The sequence below is a fragment of the Arthrobacter sp. NPDC058127 genome, from assembly GCF_042884555.1.
In the GTDB taxonomy this organism is placed as follows: Bacteria; Actinomycetota; Actinomycetes; order Actinomycetales; family Micrococcaceae; genus Arthrobacter.
In genome coordinates this window covers 63,703-82,872 of sequence record NZ_JBHVTT010000020.1, presented here as the reverse complement: position 1 = coordinate 82,872, position 19,170 = coordinate 63,703, and the positions used below count along the sequence as shown (strand labels likewise).

The 19,170-nt window shown below is 63.9% G+C and carries 18 protein-coding genes; 2 read left to right on the top strand and 16 right to left on the bottom strand.

Annotation, left to right across the window (positions count from 1 at the left end; genetic code table 11):
- Positions 1-446: 446 nt before the first annotated feature.
- The 6 genes from ACFVTG_RS20780 to ACFVTG_RS20755 all read right to left on the bottom strand — a co-directional run bounded on the left by ACFVTG_RS20780 (position 447) and on the right by ACFVTG_RS20755 (position 7,218).
- Complete coding sequence (locus ACFVTG_RS20780; RefSeq protein WP_390282731.1) at positions 447-1,319, bottom strand: aldo/keto reductase; 873 nt, start codon at positions 1,317-1,319, stop codon at positions 447-449.
- A 106-nt stretch (positions 1,320-1,425) separates the two neighbouring features.
- Positions 1,426-2,397, bottom strand: coding sequence for an ROK family protein (locus ACFVTG_RS20775; RefSeq protein WP_390282730.1), 972 nt, complete (start codon positions 2,395-2,397; stop codon positions 1,426-1,428).
- 1 nt (position 2,398) lies between these two features.
- Entirely contained in the window at positions 2,399-3,235 is an 837-nt protein-coding gene (locus tag ACFVTG_RS20770) for an alpha/beta fold hydrolase (RefSeq protein ID WP_390282729.1), read from the bottom strand.
- Positions 3,235-4,071, bottom strand: coding sequence for a sugar phosphate isomerase/epimerase family protein (locus tag ACFVTG_RS20765; RefSeq protein WP_390282728.1), 837 nt, complete (start codon positions 4,069-4,071; stop codon positions 3,235-3,237). Before ACFVTG_RS20765 ends, ACFVTG_RS20770 begins: the two co-directional genes overlap by 1 nt.
- A complete protein-coding gene (locus ACFVTG_RS20760; protein ID WP_390282727.1) occupies positions 4,071-5,138 on the bottom strand; it encodes a Gfo/Idh/MocA family protein in 1,068 nt (355 codons plus the stop codon). Before ACFVTG_RS20760 ends, ACFVTG_RS20765 begins: the two co-directional genes overlap by 1 nt.
- 88 nt (positions 5,139-5,226) lie before the next feature.
- A complete protein-coding gene (locus ACFVTG_RS20755) occupies positions 5,227-7,218 on the bottom strand; it encodes a glucose PTS transporter subunit IIA (protein ID WP_390282726.1) in 1,992 nt (663 codons plus the stop codon).
- A 295-nt stretch (positions 7,219-7,513) separates the two neighbouring features.
- Here ACFVTG_RS20755 and ACFVTG_RS20750 point away from each other — a divergent pair, with 295 nt between their 5' ends.
- Together ACFVTG_RS20750 and ACFVTG_RS20745 are read left to right on the top strand one after the other, a co-directional pair.
- On the top strand, positions 7,514-8,653 hold the full coding sequence (locus tag ACFVTG_RS20750; protein ID WP_390282725.1) for a glycerate kinase: 1,140 nt from the start codon (positions 7,514-7,516) through the stop codon (positions 8,651-8,653).
- Between the two features lie 105 nt (positions 8,654-8,758).
- A complete protein-coding gene (locus ACFVTG_RS20745) occupies positions 8,759-9,037 on the top strand; it encodes an HPr family phosphocarrier protein (protein ID WP_390282724.1) in 279 nt (92 codons plus the stop codon).
- A gap of 203 nt (positions 9,038-9,240) precedes the next feature.
- Here ACFVTG_RS20745 and ACFVTG_RS20740 read toward each other — a convergent pair whose 3' ends face one another.
- The 10 genes from ACFVTG_RS20740 to ACFVTG_RS20695 all read right to left on the bottom strand — a co-directional run bounded on the left by ACFVTG_RS20740 (position 9,241) and on the right by ACFVTG_RS20695 (position 19,160).
- Positions 9,241-10,131 carry a carbohydrate ABC transporter permease gene (locus ACFVTG_RS20740; protein WP_390282723.1) on the bottom strand — a complete coding sequence of 297 codons (891 nt, stop codon included), beginning with the start codon at positions 10,129-10,131 and terminating at the stop codon, positions 9,241-9,243.
- A 5-nt stretch (positions 10,132-10,136) separates the two neighbouring features.
- On the bottom strand, positions 10,137-11,033 hold the full coding sequence (locus ACFVTG_RS20735; RefSeq protein WP_390282722.1) for a carbohydrate ABC transporter permease: 897 nt from the start codon (positions 11,031-11,033) through the stop codon (positions 10,137-10,139).
- Positions 11,030-12,364, bottom strand: coding sequence for an ABC transporter substrate-binding protein (locus ACFVTG_RS20730; RefSeq protein WP_390282721.1), 1,335 nt, complete (start codon positions 12,362-12,364; stop codon positions 11,030-11,032). The genes ACFVTG_RS20735 and ACFVTG_RS20730 overlap by 4 nt, the downstream gene beginning before the upstream one ends.
- 77 nt (positions 12,365-12,441) lie before the next feature.
- Positions 12,442-13,641: an ROK family protein gene (locus tag ACFVTG_RS20725; RefSeq protein WP_390282720.1), complete on the bottom strand. Its 1,200-nt coding sequence runs from the start codon at positions 13,639-13,641 to the stop codon at positions 12,442-12,444.
- A gap of 133 nt (positions 13,642-13,774) precedes the next feature.
- On the bottom strand, positions 13,775-14,623 hold the full coding sequence (locus tag ACFVTG_RS20720; protein WP_390282719.1) for an HAD-IIB family hydrolase: 849 nt from the start codon (positions 14,621-14,623) through the stop codon (positions 13,775-13,777).
- A gap of 752 nt (positions 14,624-15,375) precedes the next feature.
- Positions 15,376-15,591, bottom strand: coding sequence for a helix-turn-helix domain-containing protein (locus ACFVTG_RS20715; protein WP_390282718.1), 216 nt, complete (start codon positions 15,589-15,591; stop codon positions 15,376-15,378).
- A gap of 395 nt (positions 15,592-15,986) precedes the next feature.
- A complete protein-coding gene (locus ACFVTG_RS20710) occupies positions 15,987-16,835 on the bottom strand; it encodes an esterase/lipase family protein (protein ID WP_390282717.1) in 849 nt (282 codons plus the stop codon).
- Between the two features lie 302 nt (positions 16,836-17,137).
- Entirely contained in the window at positions 17,138-17,716 is a 579-nt protein-coding gene (locus ACFVTG_RS20705; RefSeq protein WP_390282716.1) for a nuclease-related domain-containing protein, read from the bottom strand.
- Complete coding sequence (locus ACFVTG_RS20700; protein ID WP_390282715.1) at positions 17,713-18,105, bottom strand: STAS/SEC14 domain-containing protein; 393 nt, start codon at positions 18,103-18,105, stop codon at positions 17,713-17,715. The genes ACFVTG_RS20705 and ACFVTG_RS20700 overlap by 4 nt, the downstream gene beginning before the upstream one ends.
- Positions 18,106-18,287: 182 nt before the next feature.
- Positions 18,288-19,160 (bottom strand): SGNH/GDSL hydrolase family protein, encoded by an 873-nt coding sequence (locus tag ACFVTG_RS20695; protein WP_390282714.1) that lies wholly within the window; start codon positions 19,158-19,160, stop codon positions 18,288-18,290.
- Between the last annotated feature and the right edge of the window lie 10 nt (positions 19,161-19,170).

Sequence of the window (19,170 nt, the reverse complement as noted above, 5' to 3'; positions counted from 1 at the left end):
GAACCGGGAACAATCCAAAAGTTCGCGGGGAGGTAAGCGACGAAGGAGCGCCGAACGAAGTTTTGGATTGTGACCGGCGCGCAGCGCCCTGGTTGCGCGGAGGACCCGCCCAGCGATGATCGAGTATCAGAATGACAAACAGCCAAGATTAGTCACGGTTTGGGCCTGGCGGTTCCCAGTCCTCGGGTCATCAACTTAGAAGTACACGCTGGCGGAAATAGTCGGCTACCAGATCACAGTGCCCGATCGTTGTAACCGCTTTGCCCTGTCGACGGGGTCTCTCCCGGCGAACATGAGCCGAAGACAAGAGGGTTAATGGTGGCCGACCCGGAAAGATCATCGCGGCCATCCATCCCATAGTCCATGTGTACGTGAGCATGGTCCCTTAAATCACGTTCGAGGAACTAGCAGGCGCCGGTCCTCGTGCTAGTGAACGATACCTGTGGTCAGCTTCCATCCTCAGGGAGGCCGTTGATGGCCATGTATTCTTCGGGGCTCAGGGCGATGTCTGCCGACGCGACGTTCTGTTCGAGATGTTGTCTTGACGTGGTGCCGGGTATGGGCAGGATGACGGGCGAACGGTGCAGTAGCCAGGCGAGTGCGAGTTGGCTCGGGGCGCACGCATGCCGTTTAGCGAGCTCATTCAAGGGACCCTGACCCGATGAGAGTTTGCCGGTTGCCAGTGGGTACCAGGGGATGAATGTGATGTTGTTCTGTTCTGCATAAATGAGCACGTCTTCGGAGTCTCGGTCGATCAGGTTATATAGGTTTTGCACGGTCGCGATGGGCGCAACCTGTTGGGCGGCAGCAATTTGGTCTACGGTGACTTTGCAGAGGCCAATGTGGCGGATCTTTCCCTCGCGTTGCAGCTCGGAGAGCACGCCTATTTGGTCCTCCAGGGGCACGTTTGGGTCGATTCGGTGAAGCTGCAGGAGGTCCAGGCAATCCAGCCCGAGGAATCGAAGGCTGAGTTCGACTTGCTGACGGAGGTATTCCGGCCTGCCCAGCGCTGTCCAACGACCTGGGCCTTGCCGGGATTGTCCGACTTTGGTGGCGATGACGAGGTCGTCCGCGTAGGGCGAGAGTGCCTTGTGAATGAGCTGATCGGTGACAAAAGGGCCGTAGGAATCGGCCGTGTCGATGAATCTGACTCCAAGTTCGACGGCCCGGACCAGGAGCTCGGCCGCTGCATCGGGGTCGGCCGGCGGCCCCCATTCGCCGGGGCCGGTGAGTTGGAGTGTCCCGAATCCGATGCGGGGCGTGGTGAGATCTCCACCGATGGACACGGTGCGTTGGGTGGCTGCGGTCTCTTGAGGCATGTGGTGTCCTGTCCTGATGAGTTATTGGTGGTCCCGGGGAAGCGCGCTACGTCGAAGGGATGACTTTTGCAACCTGCATGAGGACTTTCAACGGCCCTTCGCGGGCTCAGAGTGCAGGCTCGTTTGCTCCCGCGACGGTTTTGCGGGCGGCGATCGCTGCTCCGTGCAGGCCGGCGTCGTCGCTGAGTTCGGCGTGCACAACGCGGGGGATGGGGTAGCCGTCTCTGGAGAGTGAGTCGCTTAGTGCCTGCAAAAGGGGTTCCCACAGGCTGTCGCCGGCGCGGGAGACCCCGCCGCCGATGGCTATCACTTCGGGGTCGAGTACCCGGACGAGGTTGGCGATGGCTATGCCGACCCTGGTGCCTGCGTCCCGCATCAGGTTGATGCATGCCGGGTCCCCGGCAGCGGCGAGCTCTCCGACGAGCCGGGCGGTGACGGGATGGTTCGACGCTGCCTCGTTCAGGCGAGGGGAGGCCGTGATGCCCAGAAGCTCTGTGGCGTGGGCTGCGATGGCGGTGCCGGAGGCGTAGTCTTCGAGGGTCCGGGGCGCTATTTCTCCGGGTGCCCTGACGATTATCCTGCCGAATTCGCCTGCCGCTCCGTGGTGCCCGGTGATGAGGTGCCCTCCGGCGATGATTCCGCAACCGATCCCGGTGCTGATGGTGACGAAGCAGAAGTCCCGTGTGCCTCGCCCTGCTCCCAGTTGCCATTCGCCGATGGTGGCCGCGTTGGCGTCATTGACGACTTCAATGGGCAGCGCGGTACGTTCGGCGAGCAGTTGGCGCAGCGGAAATGGATTGTAGACGCCGATGTTCGGAGCATCCCGGATGGCTCCGGTCACGGGGTCAACGGGACCGAGTGCGCTGACACCGATCGCCTGCAGGTGTCCATGGGTGAGCTTCCGGGCGCGTTCGATCTGGCGGACCATTTCGTCCACGACGGCGGCGGCGCCTTTGGGCGTCGGGACGCTCCAGCGTTCCAGCTGCGCTGATTGGCTGAAGATGGCGGTGCGCAGCTGGGTTCCACCCAGATCCATGGCCAGGACTTCCGGTATCTCTTCCGTTACCGTGACGGTCATGTCATGCGGACTTCCACTCGGTGCCGTCCACGAACTGGGAGATAGCGGCGTCGACCTCGGCTGCGAAGGCGATCGGATCGCGGTCCTTGCTGGTCACCTCCACCAGCTGGGCTGAGGGGATCGCGTTGGAGTAGGTCTTGGCGATGTCCCAGGGGTGGAAGGGGTCATCCAGATGGCCTACGACGAGGGTGGGCACTGCAACGTTCGCCCACTGGTCCCGGCTCGACGTGGGCGCGGCGGCGGGGAATCGGCGCAGGATCGATGCGTTGATGCCGGCCTTGGGCCGGGTGATCTGATGGCGGAGGGACTGGGCAGCTGCCGCGGATTCGGATTCAACGCCCCGGTAGAGTTCGCTGGTGGTGAGCCGGTGGAGGGCTTCTTCCGTCCCGTAATGCTCGAGGAGATCGGCGATGAGCTCGTAGGCTGCAACGTTCCGGTCGGTCTGCCGGTGTTCCAGCCAGGCCGGGCGGCACAGGACGAGCCCGGCAACCCGCCCGGGGTACCGCACGACGGTGTTGAGTGCGGTACCGGCGCCGAGGGAGATGCCTCCGATGACGAATTTATTGAAGCCGAGTTCGTCAGCGAGGGCGACCACGTCGTCGGCGAAGGCGTCAAACGAGCACCGGTCCTGCGTGATGTCGGTGCTGTCCCCGTGGCCGCGGGCGTCCATGCAGACCAGCGTGGTCCGCTTGATCTGCCGGACGTACCCAAGGGGCTGGTTCCGGTCACCGCCCATGCCGTGCTGGAAGATGAACGGGAGACGGTCGGGGGATGGTCTGGTCGGTTCGACGACCTGGTACTCGAGGCTTCCGCCGTCGTCCCGGATCAATGCCGGCATCAGATGCTGACCTCCAGCTGCTGGCGGAGGAACGCGACGCCGGGGCTGACTTCGGACTCTGGCAGTCCGTGCATGACCAGGGTGCCTGTGTATCCGGCGTTGGCCAAGCCGTCGAGGATGGACTTCCATGGCAGCGCGCCGTGGCCGGGTGCGAGGGCATGACGGCCGGGAACGAGTTCTTTGGCATGCGCCAGCGCGATGTCCGGCCCGAGGATCATCAAGGCGTGCTCGATGACCGGGATCGTGGTGCTTTCGGACAGGTCCTCGGTGTCCAGGATGTTGGCAGCGTCGAAGACGATCTTCAGGGCCGGTGAGTTGATTTCGTCCAGCATCTTGCGGGCGAGGTCGGCGGTGGAGACCACGTTGGTGTGTTCGGGTTCGACGGCGACAACGATGCCGGCGTCCTCCGCGAGCCGGGCCAGCTGGCTGAGGGAGCTGCGGGAGTCGGCCCAGGCCTCGGGGGTTGCGTTGTCCGGGTGGTGCCGCCACATGTCCTGGGTGTCGCGGCTTCCGCTGCACAGCGTGATGACCGGGATGCCGAGTTCGACGGCGGCCCGGACGAGTTCAGCGAAGCGGGCGATGCCTGTGGTGCGGACTGCCGGGTCGGGGTGGGCTGTGTTGAAGGTGCCGGAGATGGCTGCCAAGCGTACATTGTGGGCTGCTGCCGCGGACCTGATTCTTTCGATCGTGTCCGCGTCGACCTTTTCCGGGATGGTCGGGAGGCCCGCGATGGAGAGGTTGTACTGGACGGCGTTGATGCCGGCTGCCGCGACGGCGGCCATGTTGTCCTCGATGCCGGCGGCTTCGAAGGTTTTGGCGAAGATGCCGATTTCCATCAGACGGCTCCCTCGACGTCGGCCAGGCGGACCCAGTCACCGGATTCGACGGAGCGGGACAGGGCGACCATGCCGCGCACGCTGGCCAGGCCGTCCAGGGCGGTGGCGCCGCGCGGCGTCGAGCCTGTGTTGGCGGCGCGGGCGAGGTCTTCGAGTTGGAGGCGGAATACGTTCGCGTCTGCGCCGATGGGCTGGTGGAACATGTCGTCTTTGACGGAGAAGGCCTGGACTTCGGCGGCTTTGAGGTACCAGGGGTTGTGGATCTTGCCGATGACGCTGCCTTCGCTGCCGTAGACCTGGAAGCCTTCCCACCAGTCCATGCGTACGGCGAGGGTGAGGTCGAGCTGCCCGAGGCAGCCGTTTTCGAACTCGACGTCCAGGAACCAGCAGTAGGTGCCGGCCTTCGTGGACAGTCGGGCGCGGATGGCGGCGATGGGGCCGCCGAGGTAGCGGGCGGTGTCCAGCAGGTGGCTGCCGTGTCCGAGGACGTAGTAGCGCTGACGGTTCGCTTTGGGGTCGCCGGCGGGACGGCGGGCGGCCGCGCTGTGTTCGATCAGGGGACGGATGGTGTCGGTGACGGTGTAACGGTAGGTCGAGTCGCAGTACCAGTGCTTGAGGCCGATGAGTTCGCCGATCTCATCGCGTATGAAGTCGTGCGCGTAGGCGATGCCCGGGTCGTAGCGCTTTTCGTGGCCGACGAGCACCACCTTACCGCTTTGCTTCTGCGCAGTCACAAGTGCTTCGGCTTCCTCGACGCCGACACCCATGGGCTTTTCGACGAGCACGTGCTTTCCGGCTTCCAGGGCACGGATGGCCAGTGGCACGTGGAACTGGTCGGCGACGGCGACGATGACGGCGTCGACGTTTTCGTCGGCGAGCATCTTGTCGTAGTCGTTGAAGGATGTGGTGGGCTGGTGGATCAGGGTCATGCGGTCGCGCAGGTCATCGGCGGCGTCGCAGATTGCATAGAGTTCGACCTCTTTGGACTTGCGGGCGGCGGGAAAGTGGGCGGCTTGTGCGATGTCGCCGGCGCCGAGGACGCCGACCCGGAAGGGGTTCTCAGTCATGGTGTTTCCTGTCTGCGGAAGGTTGGTGGATGGAGACCGCGGGACCGGCGTCGTCGCCTCTTCAGCTTCGACGCCGGTCCCATGGTGGTCAGACGGTGACGGGGGAGGTGAGGTTGTACCGGGCTGCGGTGGTTCCCGCTTCGGTGGCGCCCGAAATGATGGAGAGTCCTTCGACGGCCTGCTTGGTGGTGATGACCACGGGGGTCACCGTGGAGTAGCCGGCGGCTTTGATGACGCTGAGGTCAACGTTGCAGAGCAGCTCGCCTGCGGACACGTGGTCGCCTTTGGAGACGTGGGCGGTGAAGCCTTTGCCCTTGAGTTTGACGGTGTCCATGCCAATGTGGATCAGGACGTCCACGCCGTCGTCGGTGCGGATGCCGTAGGCGTGGCCGGTGGGGAAGACTGTCACGACGGTGCCGGAGACGGGCGCTACGAACCGCCCGTCGCCGGGATCGATCGCGAAGCCGTTGCCCAGTGTCCCGCCGGCGAAGACCGGATCGGGGACTTCCGAGAGCGGGATGACCGTGCCGCTGGCAGGTGCCAGGAGTTCTTGCTGGGCATCGGCGGCGTGCCGGGCTCGGGTGTGGGTGGCTTCGCGAGCCTCATCGCGGTTGTTCTTGGATTTTCGGCCGAAGATTCCAGTGTTCGGACCTTCGTACCCCAGTGTTGCGATCGTCAGCATGGAGACAAGGAACGCAACGGTGATGCCGATGGCGTACAGGGGGATGTTGTTGAAGGCCGGGATGGTCAGAAGCGAGGTGAAGAGGAACGCGTTGGTGGTGACGCCGCCGCCCAGGCCCATGATGAAGGCGCCCGTGATGCTGCCTGCGAGGATTGCCGGGATGGTGCGCTTGGCGAAGCGCAGGTGGACGCCATACAGCGAGGGTTCGGAGATGCCACCGAGGAGGCCTGCTGTCAGGGCGCCGCCGGCGACCTGTTCCATCTGGCCGTTCTTCCGGCGAACTGAGATCAGGAGCACGCCTGCGGTCACGCCGAAGCAGCCGAAGTTCCATGCGCCCATGGGGCCCTGGATGAAGTCATATCCGAGGGTGGAGATGTTCAGGAACATGATCGGCACCACCGACCATGCCGTGCCCGTGATCACGAGGAAGGGATACAGGGCACCGACCAGCACGGAGAAGATCAACGGGGAGAAGTGGTTCACAGTGACGAAGAGGTTGCCGATGCCGCTGCCGGCGTAGACGCCCAGCGGCGCAAGGACAAAGGCGGTGACGGGGATCATGACGAGCATCGAAAGGAACGGAACGAAGATCACTTGGAGGTTGCTCGGGATGACCTTGCGCAGGAAGGCGTACAGAGGTCCGAGCAGCAGCGCCATCAGCAGCGGCGGGAAGACCTGGGAGCTGTAATTGAAGATCGTCAGCGGCAGGCCGAAGACATCCACCACGGCCGGAAGCTTGGCGCCGGCTCCTGCCAACTGGGTGAAGGCCGGCAGCATCAGGACGGCCATGATCGAGAACCCGACCCACGGATCGGCGCCGACCTTCTTGGTCGCGTTGTAGGCCACCATGAGGGGCAGGAATACGAAGACGGCCTGCCAGGCGAGGTTGACGAAGCTCAGCGAAGAATCCAGTGTGACACCGGGGGCGTTCCACGCCGGAATGACCCTGATGGTCGCCAGCAGTGCCATGGCCGTGATGAAGATCGAGGCTCCGAGCATGGCGCCCAGAACGGGGCGGAAGGAGTCTGCGAGGAATTCGAAGAACCAGTTGAGCCAGGCGAATTTGCCGCGCGGCCCACGGCCCTGGAGCTCGGCCTTGAGCTCGCGCATCGCGTCCGGGTCGGTATCGGCCCCGCCCTTGCCGAGCTGGGGGAACTCCCTCGTCATCTCGACGTACAGGTGGTTGACCGCCCCGCCGACGATCACCTGGTAGCGGCGCGCATCCTGGCGCACGACTCCCATTACCTCCGGAAGCGCGTCTACCGCTGCGTCGTTGACCAGGGATGAATCACGAAGTTCGAAACGAAGCCGTGTTGCACAGTGGGTCAGGCTGCTGATGTTCTCAATGCCGCCCACCTGTTCGATGATGCGCGATCCGACAGACTCTTTCACGGACATGCTCTCAGACTCCTTGACGGGATCCGCGCTGCGTTGCGCGGAAAGTGGCGGTTGGGGCGGTCATCGTGGTCTCCTTCGAAACGATGTTCGTTCGCCGAGCGAATTATTTGAGTTGAAAAGTGCCTTCGCCTTGCGTGGCGCGGCTGCTTGGGGTTTGGAGCTGGTCGACTTCCGCGTGTTTGTTCGCGAGTCGAATTAATAGAACTTTATGACCGGCGCATCGCAGTGTCAAGGCCTACAGGCGGAACTGAGGTAAATTGTTCATGACGCGAATTAATGGTAGTGTGTGCGTTCTATGAAAGAGGATCAGGAACCCACATCGTCGTCGTTGCGCGTTCTGATAGCGCCCGATTCGTTCAAGGGCACCCTCACTGCCCACGAAGCGGCAGTTGCCATTGCGCAGGGCTGGGCGTCCGTGCGACCGTCGGATGGGCTTGAACTCGTTCCCCTCGCTGACGGAGGAGAGGGGACGCTGGACGCCATTGAAGCTGCCGTACCCGGGGCTGCGCGGCGAAGGATCGAAGGCGCTACCGGGCCCGACGGCAGACCCCGGCGCGGCGAATGGCTAAAGCTCCCGGGCGGCGTCGCCGTCGTCGAGCTGGCCCAGATCGCAGGACTGCCGTTCATGGATGAACTGGCTCCGCTGACAGCCACCACTCGCGGTGTCGGCGAAATCGTCAGGGCTGCCGTCGAGGACGGAGCCCACGAGGTGTGGCTGGCGCTTGGCGGCAGCGCATCAACCGACGGCGGTTTGGGTGCACTGCGCGCACTGGGGGCGGTGGCCCGTGATTCGGAGGGCCGCGACCTTCCCGAGGGTGGGGCCGGGCTGAAGGAGGTCGCTTCCCTTGATTTCACGGGCATGCTCCCGGTACCGGGCGGCATCACCTTGCTCTCCGACGTGACAGCACCCTTGACAGGTCCACGCGGTGCCGCGGCTGTCTTCGGGCCCCAGAAAGGTGCCTCGCCCGAGCAGGTCGAGATCCTGGATCAGGCACTGACGTCCTTCGCACGTCTGGCCGGGCACCACCCGGACGCTCCCGGGGCCGGGGCTGCGGGAGGTGCCGGTTACGGATTCATGGCAGCCTATGGCGCCACCGTGGATTCGGGTGCTGACCGGATCGCTGAACTCGTCCAGCTGGACCGGCGGATCCGCCGGGCAGATGTCGTCATAACCGGTGAGGGATCATTCGATGGTCAAAGCCGCACCGGCAAACTCGTGGGCAACGTCCTGCAACGGACCGCGGAGGCAGGCGTCCGATCAGCCCTCATCGCAGGCCGGCTCAGGGCCGACCCTGGAACCTGGGCCCTTGGTCTTGACGAACTGGCAGGCCATTCCCGGACGGCCATGAATGAACCGGTGCGCTGGGCGGCTGCCGCCGGCAAACGCGCAGCGGAATCGTTCGGAACCGGACCCGGCAAAACCGCCTCTTCCTGACCTGACAACCACCGGAGCCCGCCGTGCGGCACGGCCCCCTCCCGCCCCCCTGCCGCAGCAAGCGGCACAACTTCGAGCAAGAACCCACAACCCAAGGAGACATCCATGCCTGAAAGAACCACCGTCGTCGCCAGCCGTTCCGGACTGCACGCGCGCCCCGCAGCGATCTTCGCTGACGCGGCAGCCCGGCTGGATGTCGACGTCACCATCGCCCTGGCCGGAACTCCGGAGGAAGAAGCGTTGGACGCGTCAAGCATCCTGTCATTGATGACCCTCGGCGCCGGCAACGGAGACAGTGTGGTGCTGCGTGCCGAGGGCCCGGGGGCCGGGGCCGCCCTGGAGGAGCTGGCTGCCCTCCTGGAAACCGACCTGGACGCACAATAGCCGCACCTGGTTGTCCCCTGCCGTGCCAACCGATCTTGGCATGCCAGGGGACATCGCCATTTAACGGCCACCGAAAGGCCAATCAGAGGACGGACTGCCGTGCGGAAAGGCGACCTGTTTCCAGGCAGGCAGAAGAGCTGTTTCCCCGGTGGACGCAACCCGCGCGGCGGAAACAGCTCTTCTTGTATAGGGGAGGAAGGGGTCTAGCCTTTCACGGCGCCGGAGGTGAGGCCGGAGACGATGTTGCGCTGGAAAATCATCACGACCAGCACCAAGGGGACGGTCACGGCCAGGGCACCTGCTGCCTGTGCTCCGTAGTCGATCGAGTACTGGGTGGCGAACTGGGGGATCTGCACGGTCGCCGTCCAGGTCGAGGCGTCGAAGAGGAAGGTGTTGGCGAACAGGTAGTCGTTCCAGGAATTCACGAAGGTCAGGATTGCGGCGGTGAGCAAACCGGGCACGGCCAGCGGGAGCATGACGCGGGTGAACGTCTGCAGCTGCGTGGCGCCGTCGATCTTGGCGGCTTCTTCGAGGCTGTCCGGGATCTCGCGGAAGAAGACCGTCAGGACGAATACCGTCGTCGGGAGCGAGAAAACGATGTTGGGGATGATCGCTGCGGGATAGTTGTTGATGATGCCCCAGCCCACGAACTGCTTGAACAGGGGGATGATGACCGAGACCTGGGGGAAGAAGCTGACCATCAGCATCAGGACCAGGGCCACGTTGGACCCGCGGAACCTGAAGCGGGCGAATGCGTAGGCCGCGAGGGAGCCGATGGCCATGCAGACCGCGGTCGTGGTCGAGGCGATGATAACGCTGTTCACGAGAGTTCCGAGGAAGGTCTGGTCGCCGAAGATCCGTCCCCAGGAGTCCATCGTGACCGGGGCGAAGAGCAGTTCGAGGGGCGGGCGCTGGATGTCGCCGGGGTGGGAGAAGCTCATCCTCAGGATCCACGCCAGCGGGGCGACGCTGGCGACGAAGAGCCAGACGAGGAGGAGCCGGAAGGCCCACAGTCCCCGCTCCCGCCGTCGGCTGGCGGGCGGGGCGGGGGCGGCGGTGCGGGCAGGTGAGGACTTTTCGGTGGAGATGCTCATGGGGTTCAGACCTTGTTGCGTCGGAGGCCGAGCGCGATGACGAAGAACAACGCGATGACGAAAGCGGAGACGAAGACGAACACGGATGCCGCGGAACCGGTGGGGAACTGCAGCTGGCTGACCCTGACGCCTTCGTAGACGTAGGTGGAGAGGGAGTCCACCTGCCGGTTGCCCATGACCCAGAACAGCTCGTAGACGCGGTACGCGTCCAGGGTCCGGAACAGCGCGGCGATCAGCACCGAGGGGATCAGCAGGGGCAGGACGATCCGGAAAAACCGCTGGATGGCGCCGGCACCGTCCACCGAGGCGGCCTCGAGGGTCTCGCCCGGGATCGTCTGCAGGCCGGCGAGGATGAGCAGCGCCACGAACGGGGTGGTCTTCCAGATGTCGACCGTGACCGCAGCGACGACCATGAGGTCCTGGCTGCCCAGGACGGGCTGGTGGATCAGGCCGAGTCCGTAGGCGATCCAGCTGAGGACGCCGTTGGGGTCGTTGAACATCAGCCGGAACATGATTGCCGAGATCGCGGTGGGGAAGGCCCACGGCACGAGGGTCACGGCCCGCAGCAGGCCGCGGCCGCGGAAGCTGCGGTTGATGATCAGGGCCACCACCGTGCCAAGGACAAGTTCGACGGCGACACTGCACACGGTGAAGACCAGGGTGTTCCCAAGTGCACGGGTGAAGTTGGGGTCCGCGAACAGGGCCTGGTAGTTCCCGATGCCGACGAAGTCGCCCGTGCGCCGGATCGTGCCCGCGTAGAAGCTCAGCCAGACGGTCTGGGCCACGGGCCAGACCACGACCGCGCCCACGATCAGGACGGCCGGGGCGATGAGCAGGTACGGCAGCGAACGGGACTCTTTGATCCGCCGGCTCCGCCGGTGCAGTGTCGCCGTCTGGCTCACTTTGCCTTCACCACTTTCTCAAGGGCAGTCTGCAGCTCGGTCGTGGCCTGGGCAGCGGGCTCCTGGCCGCTGAGGATCTTGTAGAAAGAGTCCTGCATCGCCAGGGAAGCGTCGGAATAGAACGGGGTCACGGGCCGCGAGCGTGCGTTGAACGCCGCGTCCTTGCCGATCACGGTCAGCGGATTGGCCTTGTTCACGTCCGGGTCGCTGTACAGGGCGGCACGGGTGGGCAGGAATCCGCCGTCGGTGGCGCGCACCTTCTGGGCCGCATCGCTCGAGAGGTACTGGATGACGTCCCAGGCAGCGTCCTTGTTGGTGCTGGAGGCGTTCATGAACAGGTTCCATCCGCCCAGGGACGAGGAACTCGTCTGCCCGGCCTGGGCCACCGGCAACGAGGCGACCCCGACCTGGTCGGCGGTCAGTTTCGACGTTTTCGGGTCGTTCACGAGCCGGTAGAAGTCGGACCAGTTGCGCATGAACAGGGCGTTGCCGTTGAAGAAGTCGGTGTAGTTCTCCTGCTCCTTGTCCGTGGTCGAGGCCGCCGGGGCGACGCCGTCGGCAACAAGCTGGCGCATCCGGGCCAGGCCCGCGGTGGCCTGGGCGCCGTTGACGACGACCTTGCTCGAATCCTGCGGGTCCAGAATGTCCCCGCCGGAGTTCCAGACGAACTCGGCAGCGTTGCACACCAGGCCCTCGTATTTGGCGCCCTGCATGAGGTAACCGTCCTTGACGTCACCGCCGGCGAGCACCTTCTTTGCCATGGTCTCGAGCTCGTCGTAGGTCTTGGGCGGGCTGGTGTAGCCGTACTTGGCCAGTAGATCCTTGCGGTAGAAGAGGTACGCCGTCGCGTTGAACCACGGCACTCCGTAGATCTTGCCCTTCCACGAGTCGGCGGCGATGCCGCCGGGGAGGAACTTGTCCTGCTCGCTCTTGGGGAACTTGTCCGAGAGGTCCTGGACCCAACCGTTGTCGGCCAGCTGGGCGGCCCAGGTCACGTCGCCGATGACGACGTCGTCTTTGACGCTGCCCGCAGTGAACTGCGTCCGCAACTGGTCGAAGTATGCGCTCATGTCCGTCTGGGCGGTATCGACCTTGATCTGCGTCCCGCCGGCATGGTCCTTGTTGTACTGATCGATGAGCTTCTGCATCGAGCCCGAACTGTCCGGGGGAGCCAGGACCGTGATGGTCTTAGAAGCGTCCGCGCTGCTGGACGCCGGCGAACAACCCGTCAAGGCCAGGGCCGAGGCCAGCGCCGTGATCCCGGCGGCCGCAACGAAACGCAGCGCCTTTCCGCGTTCGCGGCGAGCCGGGGTGTCTGTCAAGGATTCCATCGAATATCTCCTTTGATGTTCGTTCGGCGAACGAATTAATATGGATGGGGGTGTGCTGCGGCTGTGCCGCGCGGGCCTCAGGCGGTGGAACCGGTTGAGGTTCTTGCGCGTCGCGGAGCGTTTGATTGCTCGGGACGCAAAACGGGAAGGGAGAAGAACTCGCTCATCGGAAGGGCTGCGGCTCCCATGGCAATCGCGTCCGTGCCGAAGGCGGAGACGGCGAAGTTGGTCCGTTCCGGATCGGCTTCGGTGCCGCGGACGACGGCGGACATCGCTTCGTCGGTCTCGAGGATGGCCGAGGTGCGCCCACCGAACACGACCAGCTGCGGGGACAGCATCCAGACGAGGGTGGAGGTGAACCAGATTAGGTGCTGCTGCCATTCAGTGACGGCTGTTGCTGCTGACTGCTCGCCGTCCCGTAGTTCCTGCAGCATGCCGTCGAAATCCGCGGCGGTACCACCAAGGGCGATGTACCTGTCCCGCAGGGCCGAAAGGCCGATGACACTTTCAACGCTGGGCCACTGGGCGAGGGGAGTGGCGCCCTGTGGAATGCGGATGTGCCCGGCCTCTCCCACCTGGCCGAGGCTTCCGCGGTAGACGCGGCGGTCAAGAACGAGTCCGGTTCCCACGCCGGTGTCCAGGAGGATGTAGAGCAGGTCGCTGCTGTCACGCCCGATTCCGAATTGCGCTTCGCTGATCGCCGCCGCGTTGGCGTCGTTGTCGATCAGGACCGGGAGTCCGGTTTCGCGGGCAATGACGTCGCCGAAGCTGACCTGGCGCCATCCCAGGATGGGGGCCCGTTCGATCTTGCCCTCGACCACCGTGCCCGGCACCGTGATGCCAATGCCTTGGAGGCGTGGGCGCACTTCGTCGTGGTCGCCAAGGATGGCCCCGAGGAGCTCGAGCAGTTTCCGTTCGGCGGAAGCCGGGTCGGTGCGGTCTGTTGCGGCCGATGCCCTGCCGACTTCCGCGCCGCTGAGATCGACAACTATCGCCGTGGAGATCTCATTGCCGAGATCGAGTCCGGCGAAATACGCCCCATCAGGGCAGAGTTCCAGCTGCACGCGCGGCCGTCCGGCACCCTTCTGGGACACCGCGTCATCGTGAACCTCGCGGACAAGCCCTTCGTCCATGAGGGCCCCGGTGATAACGGTAATCGTCGAGCGCTGGAGCCCGAGAAGCTCGGAGAGTCCCACGCGGGAACGTGGTCCATGTTTCCTCAGGGCATCCAGCACCCGGGCCTGATTGATGTGACGGAGCGTTGAGCTGGAAGCCAATGCTATCTCCTTTCAAGACTCCGTCTAGGCTAAAGGGCTTAGTTTGTTCGTGAGACGAATTAATTGAAGGTTAGCTGTGTCACAGCCGTCATGTCAACAGGCACTTTCGATGAAAGTCCCCGCGCCGGATCGTTCAGATAAGGCCCAGTTCGGCAAAAGCTGTGACGAGCCCTTCCTCCCTGGGCCCGGCAGCCATGCCATCAGCGATCGCGACAAGCTCGGGAAGGGACCCTTCAATGGCTATTCCGACCCCAGCGAACGCGATCATTTCCAGGTCGTTGGCACCGTCACCGACGGCAACCGTGTCTTCGCGGGCAATGCCAAGATGGGCAATGACCGCCGCAACCCCGTCAGCCTTGCTGATCCCGCGCTGGTACAGTTCCCCCGCGTGCCGGCCCTCGTCGGCCACCGAATTGGCGATCACCGCGACCTCCCCGCCGATTTGCCCGGACAGAGACTCCATGGTCACTGGCGAGTCGAACACGGACACCTTGGCGAAACGCACAACCGCAGCGTCCTCGGCCGAGCGGACAGCGTCGAGGATGGCCGAAGAACCGACCGGGCCGCCGGGGCCCTTGCTGAAATGGGCTTGAAGGATAGTGCGCAAGCGCGCCAGCCCTGCCGACGGCGCGCGCAACTGGTCCGGCGCCTCCAGCACGTACACGGCGTCGTGAGCGTCAAGCGCCTGTAATGTTCTGGCCGCAAGGCCGGCCGGAAAGCGCCGGTCCACGAGTACCTTTCCGTGTACCTCCACGTAAGCGCCGGCACTGGCCACGAGACCGTCGAAGCCCGCGGCGAGAATACTCTCGGGCAACATGGACAGCGGGCGTCCCGTGCACAAAAGAACGCGGTGCCCGGCCCGGCGCGCCGCCCTCACAGCCCGCACATGGCCCTCGGGGACAACGCCGTAGTCGGCGTACGTGCCGTCCACGTCAAGGAAGACTGCGCGGACATTCCCAATGGTCTTCGGCGTTGCGCTCATGATCCCGGATCATATCCCGTCGGAATCAGGCAGGCTCAACCGAATGTTCATGAGGCGGCCGGCACCTGGCAATTCTGCCCAGCCGCGCTGTCGCGGGTCTATCAAAACTTCCCAGGAGCAGGACAAGAATTTGCACGCCCGTTATGACGCAGCCCATGCGCAGGAACGGCTTAGCGACGATCCGCCCGTTAGACGGGCGGAAACTCGTGAGTCAAGAGCAGGGCGTTTCCAAGAAAACTTGAAGGTCGTGCATTTCGTTGATCCTCTCTACGACACGCTTGCCCTGGTGCAACGCGAATCGTCCTACTTCTCTCCGGCAGCCCGGAAAATTGCAGAACTGGCCGCACGTACCCACAGTGAGTGAGCAGGGCTGGAGGTCGACGAAGCGTCTTTGGTCCTTCTGGAGCACCATCGGGCATCCTGATGGCCACTTGCGTAGGCCGTTAGGTTTCGGCGTCGTTCTGATAAAGGATCGTCTGCTGGGCATGGAGGGCCGGAGTGCAACTTGGGGAACCGGGAACAATCCAAAAGTTCGCGAGGAAATAAGCGACGTAGGAGCGCCGAACGAAGTTTCGGATTGGGACAGGCGCGAAGCGCCCTGGTTGCGCGGAGGACCCGCCCAGCGATGATCGAGTATCCGAACGACAACAGCGATGATCCCTGTGCCTCTTCGCGAGCATGTTGGCGGGCGCGTATCTCGGCGGCGGACTTTGCCGCGAATCCTGCGAGGATGCCGCCGTCCCGGCCAGTGTCTATGCTTCCATGTGCGAAGACAACCACGAGTTGAAGTCGCTCCGGCTGATCCTCAGATGTCGGCCGATTCTGTAGGCGCGGGGGCCGATATGTTTCACCCTCCACTGGTAGAACGTCTGCTCAGGAATCTGTAATTGGGTGCAAATGTCTTTCGGGCTCAGCCATTGTTCATCGGCAGCCTCCGCTGTGCTGTTGGCTTCTGGCTTTGTCGTCATCAATGTCTCCGTCGTATCTATCGTTGATCGCCGGGCCAGGAAGTCGCCGGCCCTTATTCCTCTTCATGCGAGCGGAAGAAGCAAGCGGCATGACGGTTGGCGCGGGTTGAACCTCATATCGCGATTCGCCCACCGTTTACCCACCGGAAACGATGGCGCGCAACGAAAAATGATGACATGCCCGTCGCCCGATTTGGGCCATTTTGCCGCGGAATCTAGGCATTTTTGGCATCCACCGAATACTAATGAAAAACGCGAAATCATTCTCCTAAGGTCCTCGGTTCAAGTCCGAGTAGCCCTACCCGAAAAGAGCCCCTGAGCTGCGGAAACGCAGTTCGGGGGCTCTTTTACGTATTGCCAGACGCACTCCGGGTTGCTAGACCCACCCCGGGTTGCTAGACGCACTCCGGGCGATACGTCGGATCTGCGGGGCCGCTCTGGAGAAGCGCGTTGGAGACAAGGGACCACACGTTTGGATCGTTGGGAGATTGATCGTGTTCGAAGGTGTCGAGGGGGCAGTAGTCCTGGAGCACGAGGTTGGACACTTGCTTCACCGGCCCAACAAGAGCCTGGCTCGCATAAGGGGTAACGACCTCGTCGTATCGGGTCGAAATCACGGTGTAGGACGGGCCGGGTACGGCGTCGCCGATCGAGTTGAGCTCGGCCATGAACGCCGACCCGGCATGCTGGTCCGTGCAGGCCTGGCACAGGGTGCTCGTTGCGGTCGTGTCGAGAATCATCCCCGCGGGAGACGGCGCGATGAGGCCTTGTGTGCCGTGGTTCGACGGAGCAATGCCAACGAGATGGTGCACGTACTTGGCGCCACCGAGGAAGCCGATGTAGTAGCGCGGCATCATCCCGCCTTGGCTGTGCCCGACGAGGTCGACCTGCTTCGCGCCCGTCGCGCCGAGAACTGATTTCACGAACGTCGCAAGCTCAACTGCGGAGTTGCGGATTGCCCCGCTGGCGGGGACGCCATTGACCACGCCGTAGTTGAGCGAAAAGACGCAGTACCCCTGGTCCTTGAGCACCGGTGAAAGCAGCGCCCAGTTCTTGAACATCGTCTCGAACGTTCCCGGGACGAGGACCACCGGGTACGGATGTACGCTCGACGGCTTGCACGTCCAATCGTTGGCTCCGGGCGGGTCCGGCGAGATCGAGTCGGCCTGAGCCGCGGGTGCGGCGAAGAGTCCAATCGTAAGCGCTGCAGCGGCGAGCACGGCGGTGAGTCGGAATCGGCGCATGGCCTTGCCTTTCTCTTGGCCGCGAACCCCTATGTCCGCGGCATCCCTAGTTACCTTGCGGTAACTTACCGGTGGGTTGCAATAGCGTGCGGAGATCTTGAGAAAACGTGCACCTGCCCGTCGGGCCAGGAGAGGGCCGAATGCCACACCAGTCACAAGGGTGGCCACAGGTCTCATAGGACCAAGGCTAAATTCACTCGGGAGTCCAAAGCACGCACATCCTTCCAGCGATAGGCAGCCTGCCGAGAACAGCGCGCGTTACAAGGCCGCCTTCGTCATCGGGCGATGGGGGCAGATTGAAATCAGAAGAATCGCGTGAGATTGGCCAGGACAACCAGGGCGAGGATAGACAGGGCAAGCATCCATCCCGCCCGCCGGAGCCGCGCCCGGTCAACGAGAGTACGAAGCGCGGCGAATTCATGCTGGAGAGATGCGGCGTCCGCACCGGCCGGCGGGCTCCGGTGCCAGGTCCCCGCCCGGAAGGCCGCCGCTGCAACCAGGGCCACCCAGACGGACTGACCCGTGTGGTTCTTGGTATTGAGGGTGAAGACCCCTGACGGACCTATCAAAACGTGATCGATATCCGATGTGCCGGCGCCGACCGGGACGGCGTGCAGGACCGTCCATTCCGGTCCTAGACGTTCAAGGATTCTCCCAACTGCTACTTCGCCGAGGGCGCCCTTGTACCAGGGGTGGTTGTCCGGGGTCAGCGGGTCAGCACCGAAAATACGGCCGAGAAAGGACCGCGAGGACGCACCTGCCCTGTCGGCGAGCAACTTCTCGATGACCGACTGTCCCGGGATCCGGTCACTCAGCCCGCCACGCTCCAGATTGCCACCGGGCCGTAGCGGAAAGTCCTGTGATGCAGGTTCAGATCTCACGAGGTTCCCTCTATCCCTTGTCCCGTCGGAACGAAGTGCCCGCCGGACTGGTCCAGCCATGCCATCGCCTCGTTCCTGGACGTGAAAAAGCGGCTCGGACACGGCGGCTTGTGGACGCCGAGGAAAAGGCTGGCAATGACCCGATCCACCGGGCTGGACCCAAGCAACGCAATCCGCGAGGCGGCGCAAGTGGAGAAGATGGAGCGGGCATCACGGCTGAGACCCTCCGTCATTGAGATGTCGACCAGCAACGGATACTGGGACCCCCGGCAGGTTTCCTCGACGGCCGCCATTGCCGCAAGCGCATGGGAGGCCTCGATGGTCCCCTTCGGTTTCCAGATCATGTGGACGACACCATCGGTCCGCAGTTCCAGCTCGAGCATCCGCATGACTCCCGTGTCATGCCTTGCTGGTCCGGCGTCGGACATCTTCCTCAACTTCTCCCGTGTCGGTGGCCCCATCCCACTGGAGCGGCCCGAATCGTCGTCCCCAGACAATGCTCACAGGTAGGACGGCCAAGAGTAGCGTTCCCGGGGAAATCCTTGGGAAATCCTGTGGGGAGAGACTGCAATCAGCTTGGTGGATCGTTTCCCAGGAAGGTCCCTGGTGGCATCCAGGCGCCAAAGACCGGGCCCGGATCGGGCCGCTTTGCGTGCCGCCCGTCGTCGGAGATTCCTTGTTTGAGACGGTGCAGGACCCATGGGAACAAGTGCTCGCGTGCCCAGATAATGTCATCGGTCCTTGCTTCGCGCCAGGTGCGCCCGGGTAGGTCTTTCGGTGTCATCGGTTCCAAGGTGTGGGAGACGTTGAGGGTATCGAGCACCATGATGGCGATGGTGTGCTGGCCCAGGGGGGAGAAGTGCAGGCGGTCCGGATCCCACATTCGTGGATGGGTGAGTTGGCGCAGGGCCCAGAGGTCGGCGATTATCGCGTCGTGGCGCGCGGCGATGGTCCGCAGGTTCTCGTTGAAGATGGCTACCTTGGCGCGGGTGCGGCCCAGCACGGGCGTAGCACCCCAGTCCGGGCCGGCGAACAAAACAATCGTTGCGCCGGTCGAGGCAAGAAGTTGCACGCCGGCGTCCATCCGGACGGCGAGTTTGTCGGGATCGCTTCTGCGGAAGATCAGGTCATTGCCCCCGGCATTGAGAGTGATCAGATCCGGTTGCAGCGCTAGCGCGGGGCCCACCTGCTCGTCCAGTATTTGATGGAGCAACCGTCCACGGACCGCCAGATTCGCGTAAGCGAAATCTTCGTGTCCGGTGCTCAGTTCTTCCGCGACCCGGTCCGCCCACCCCCGCAGGCCTCCCGGGCTGCGCGGCTCCGGATCTCCCACCCCTTCGGTGAACGAATCACCTAAGGCCACATAACGGCTCCACGGGTGCAGGCGAGCCCCGGAACCAACGGAGCTACCCTGCGCCGGACTTTCGGCGCTGGGAGCGTTCATCCCTCCATAC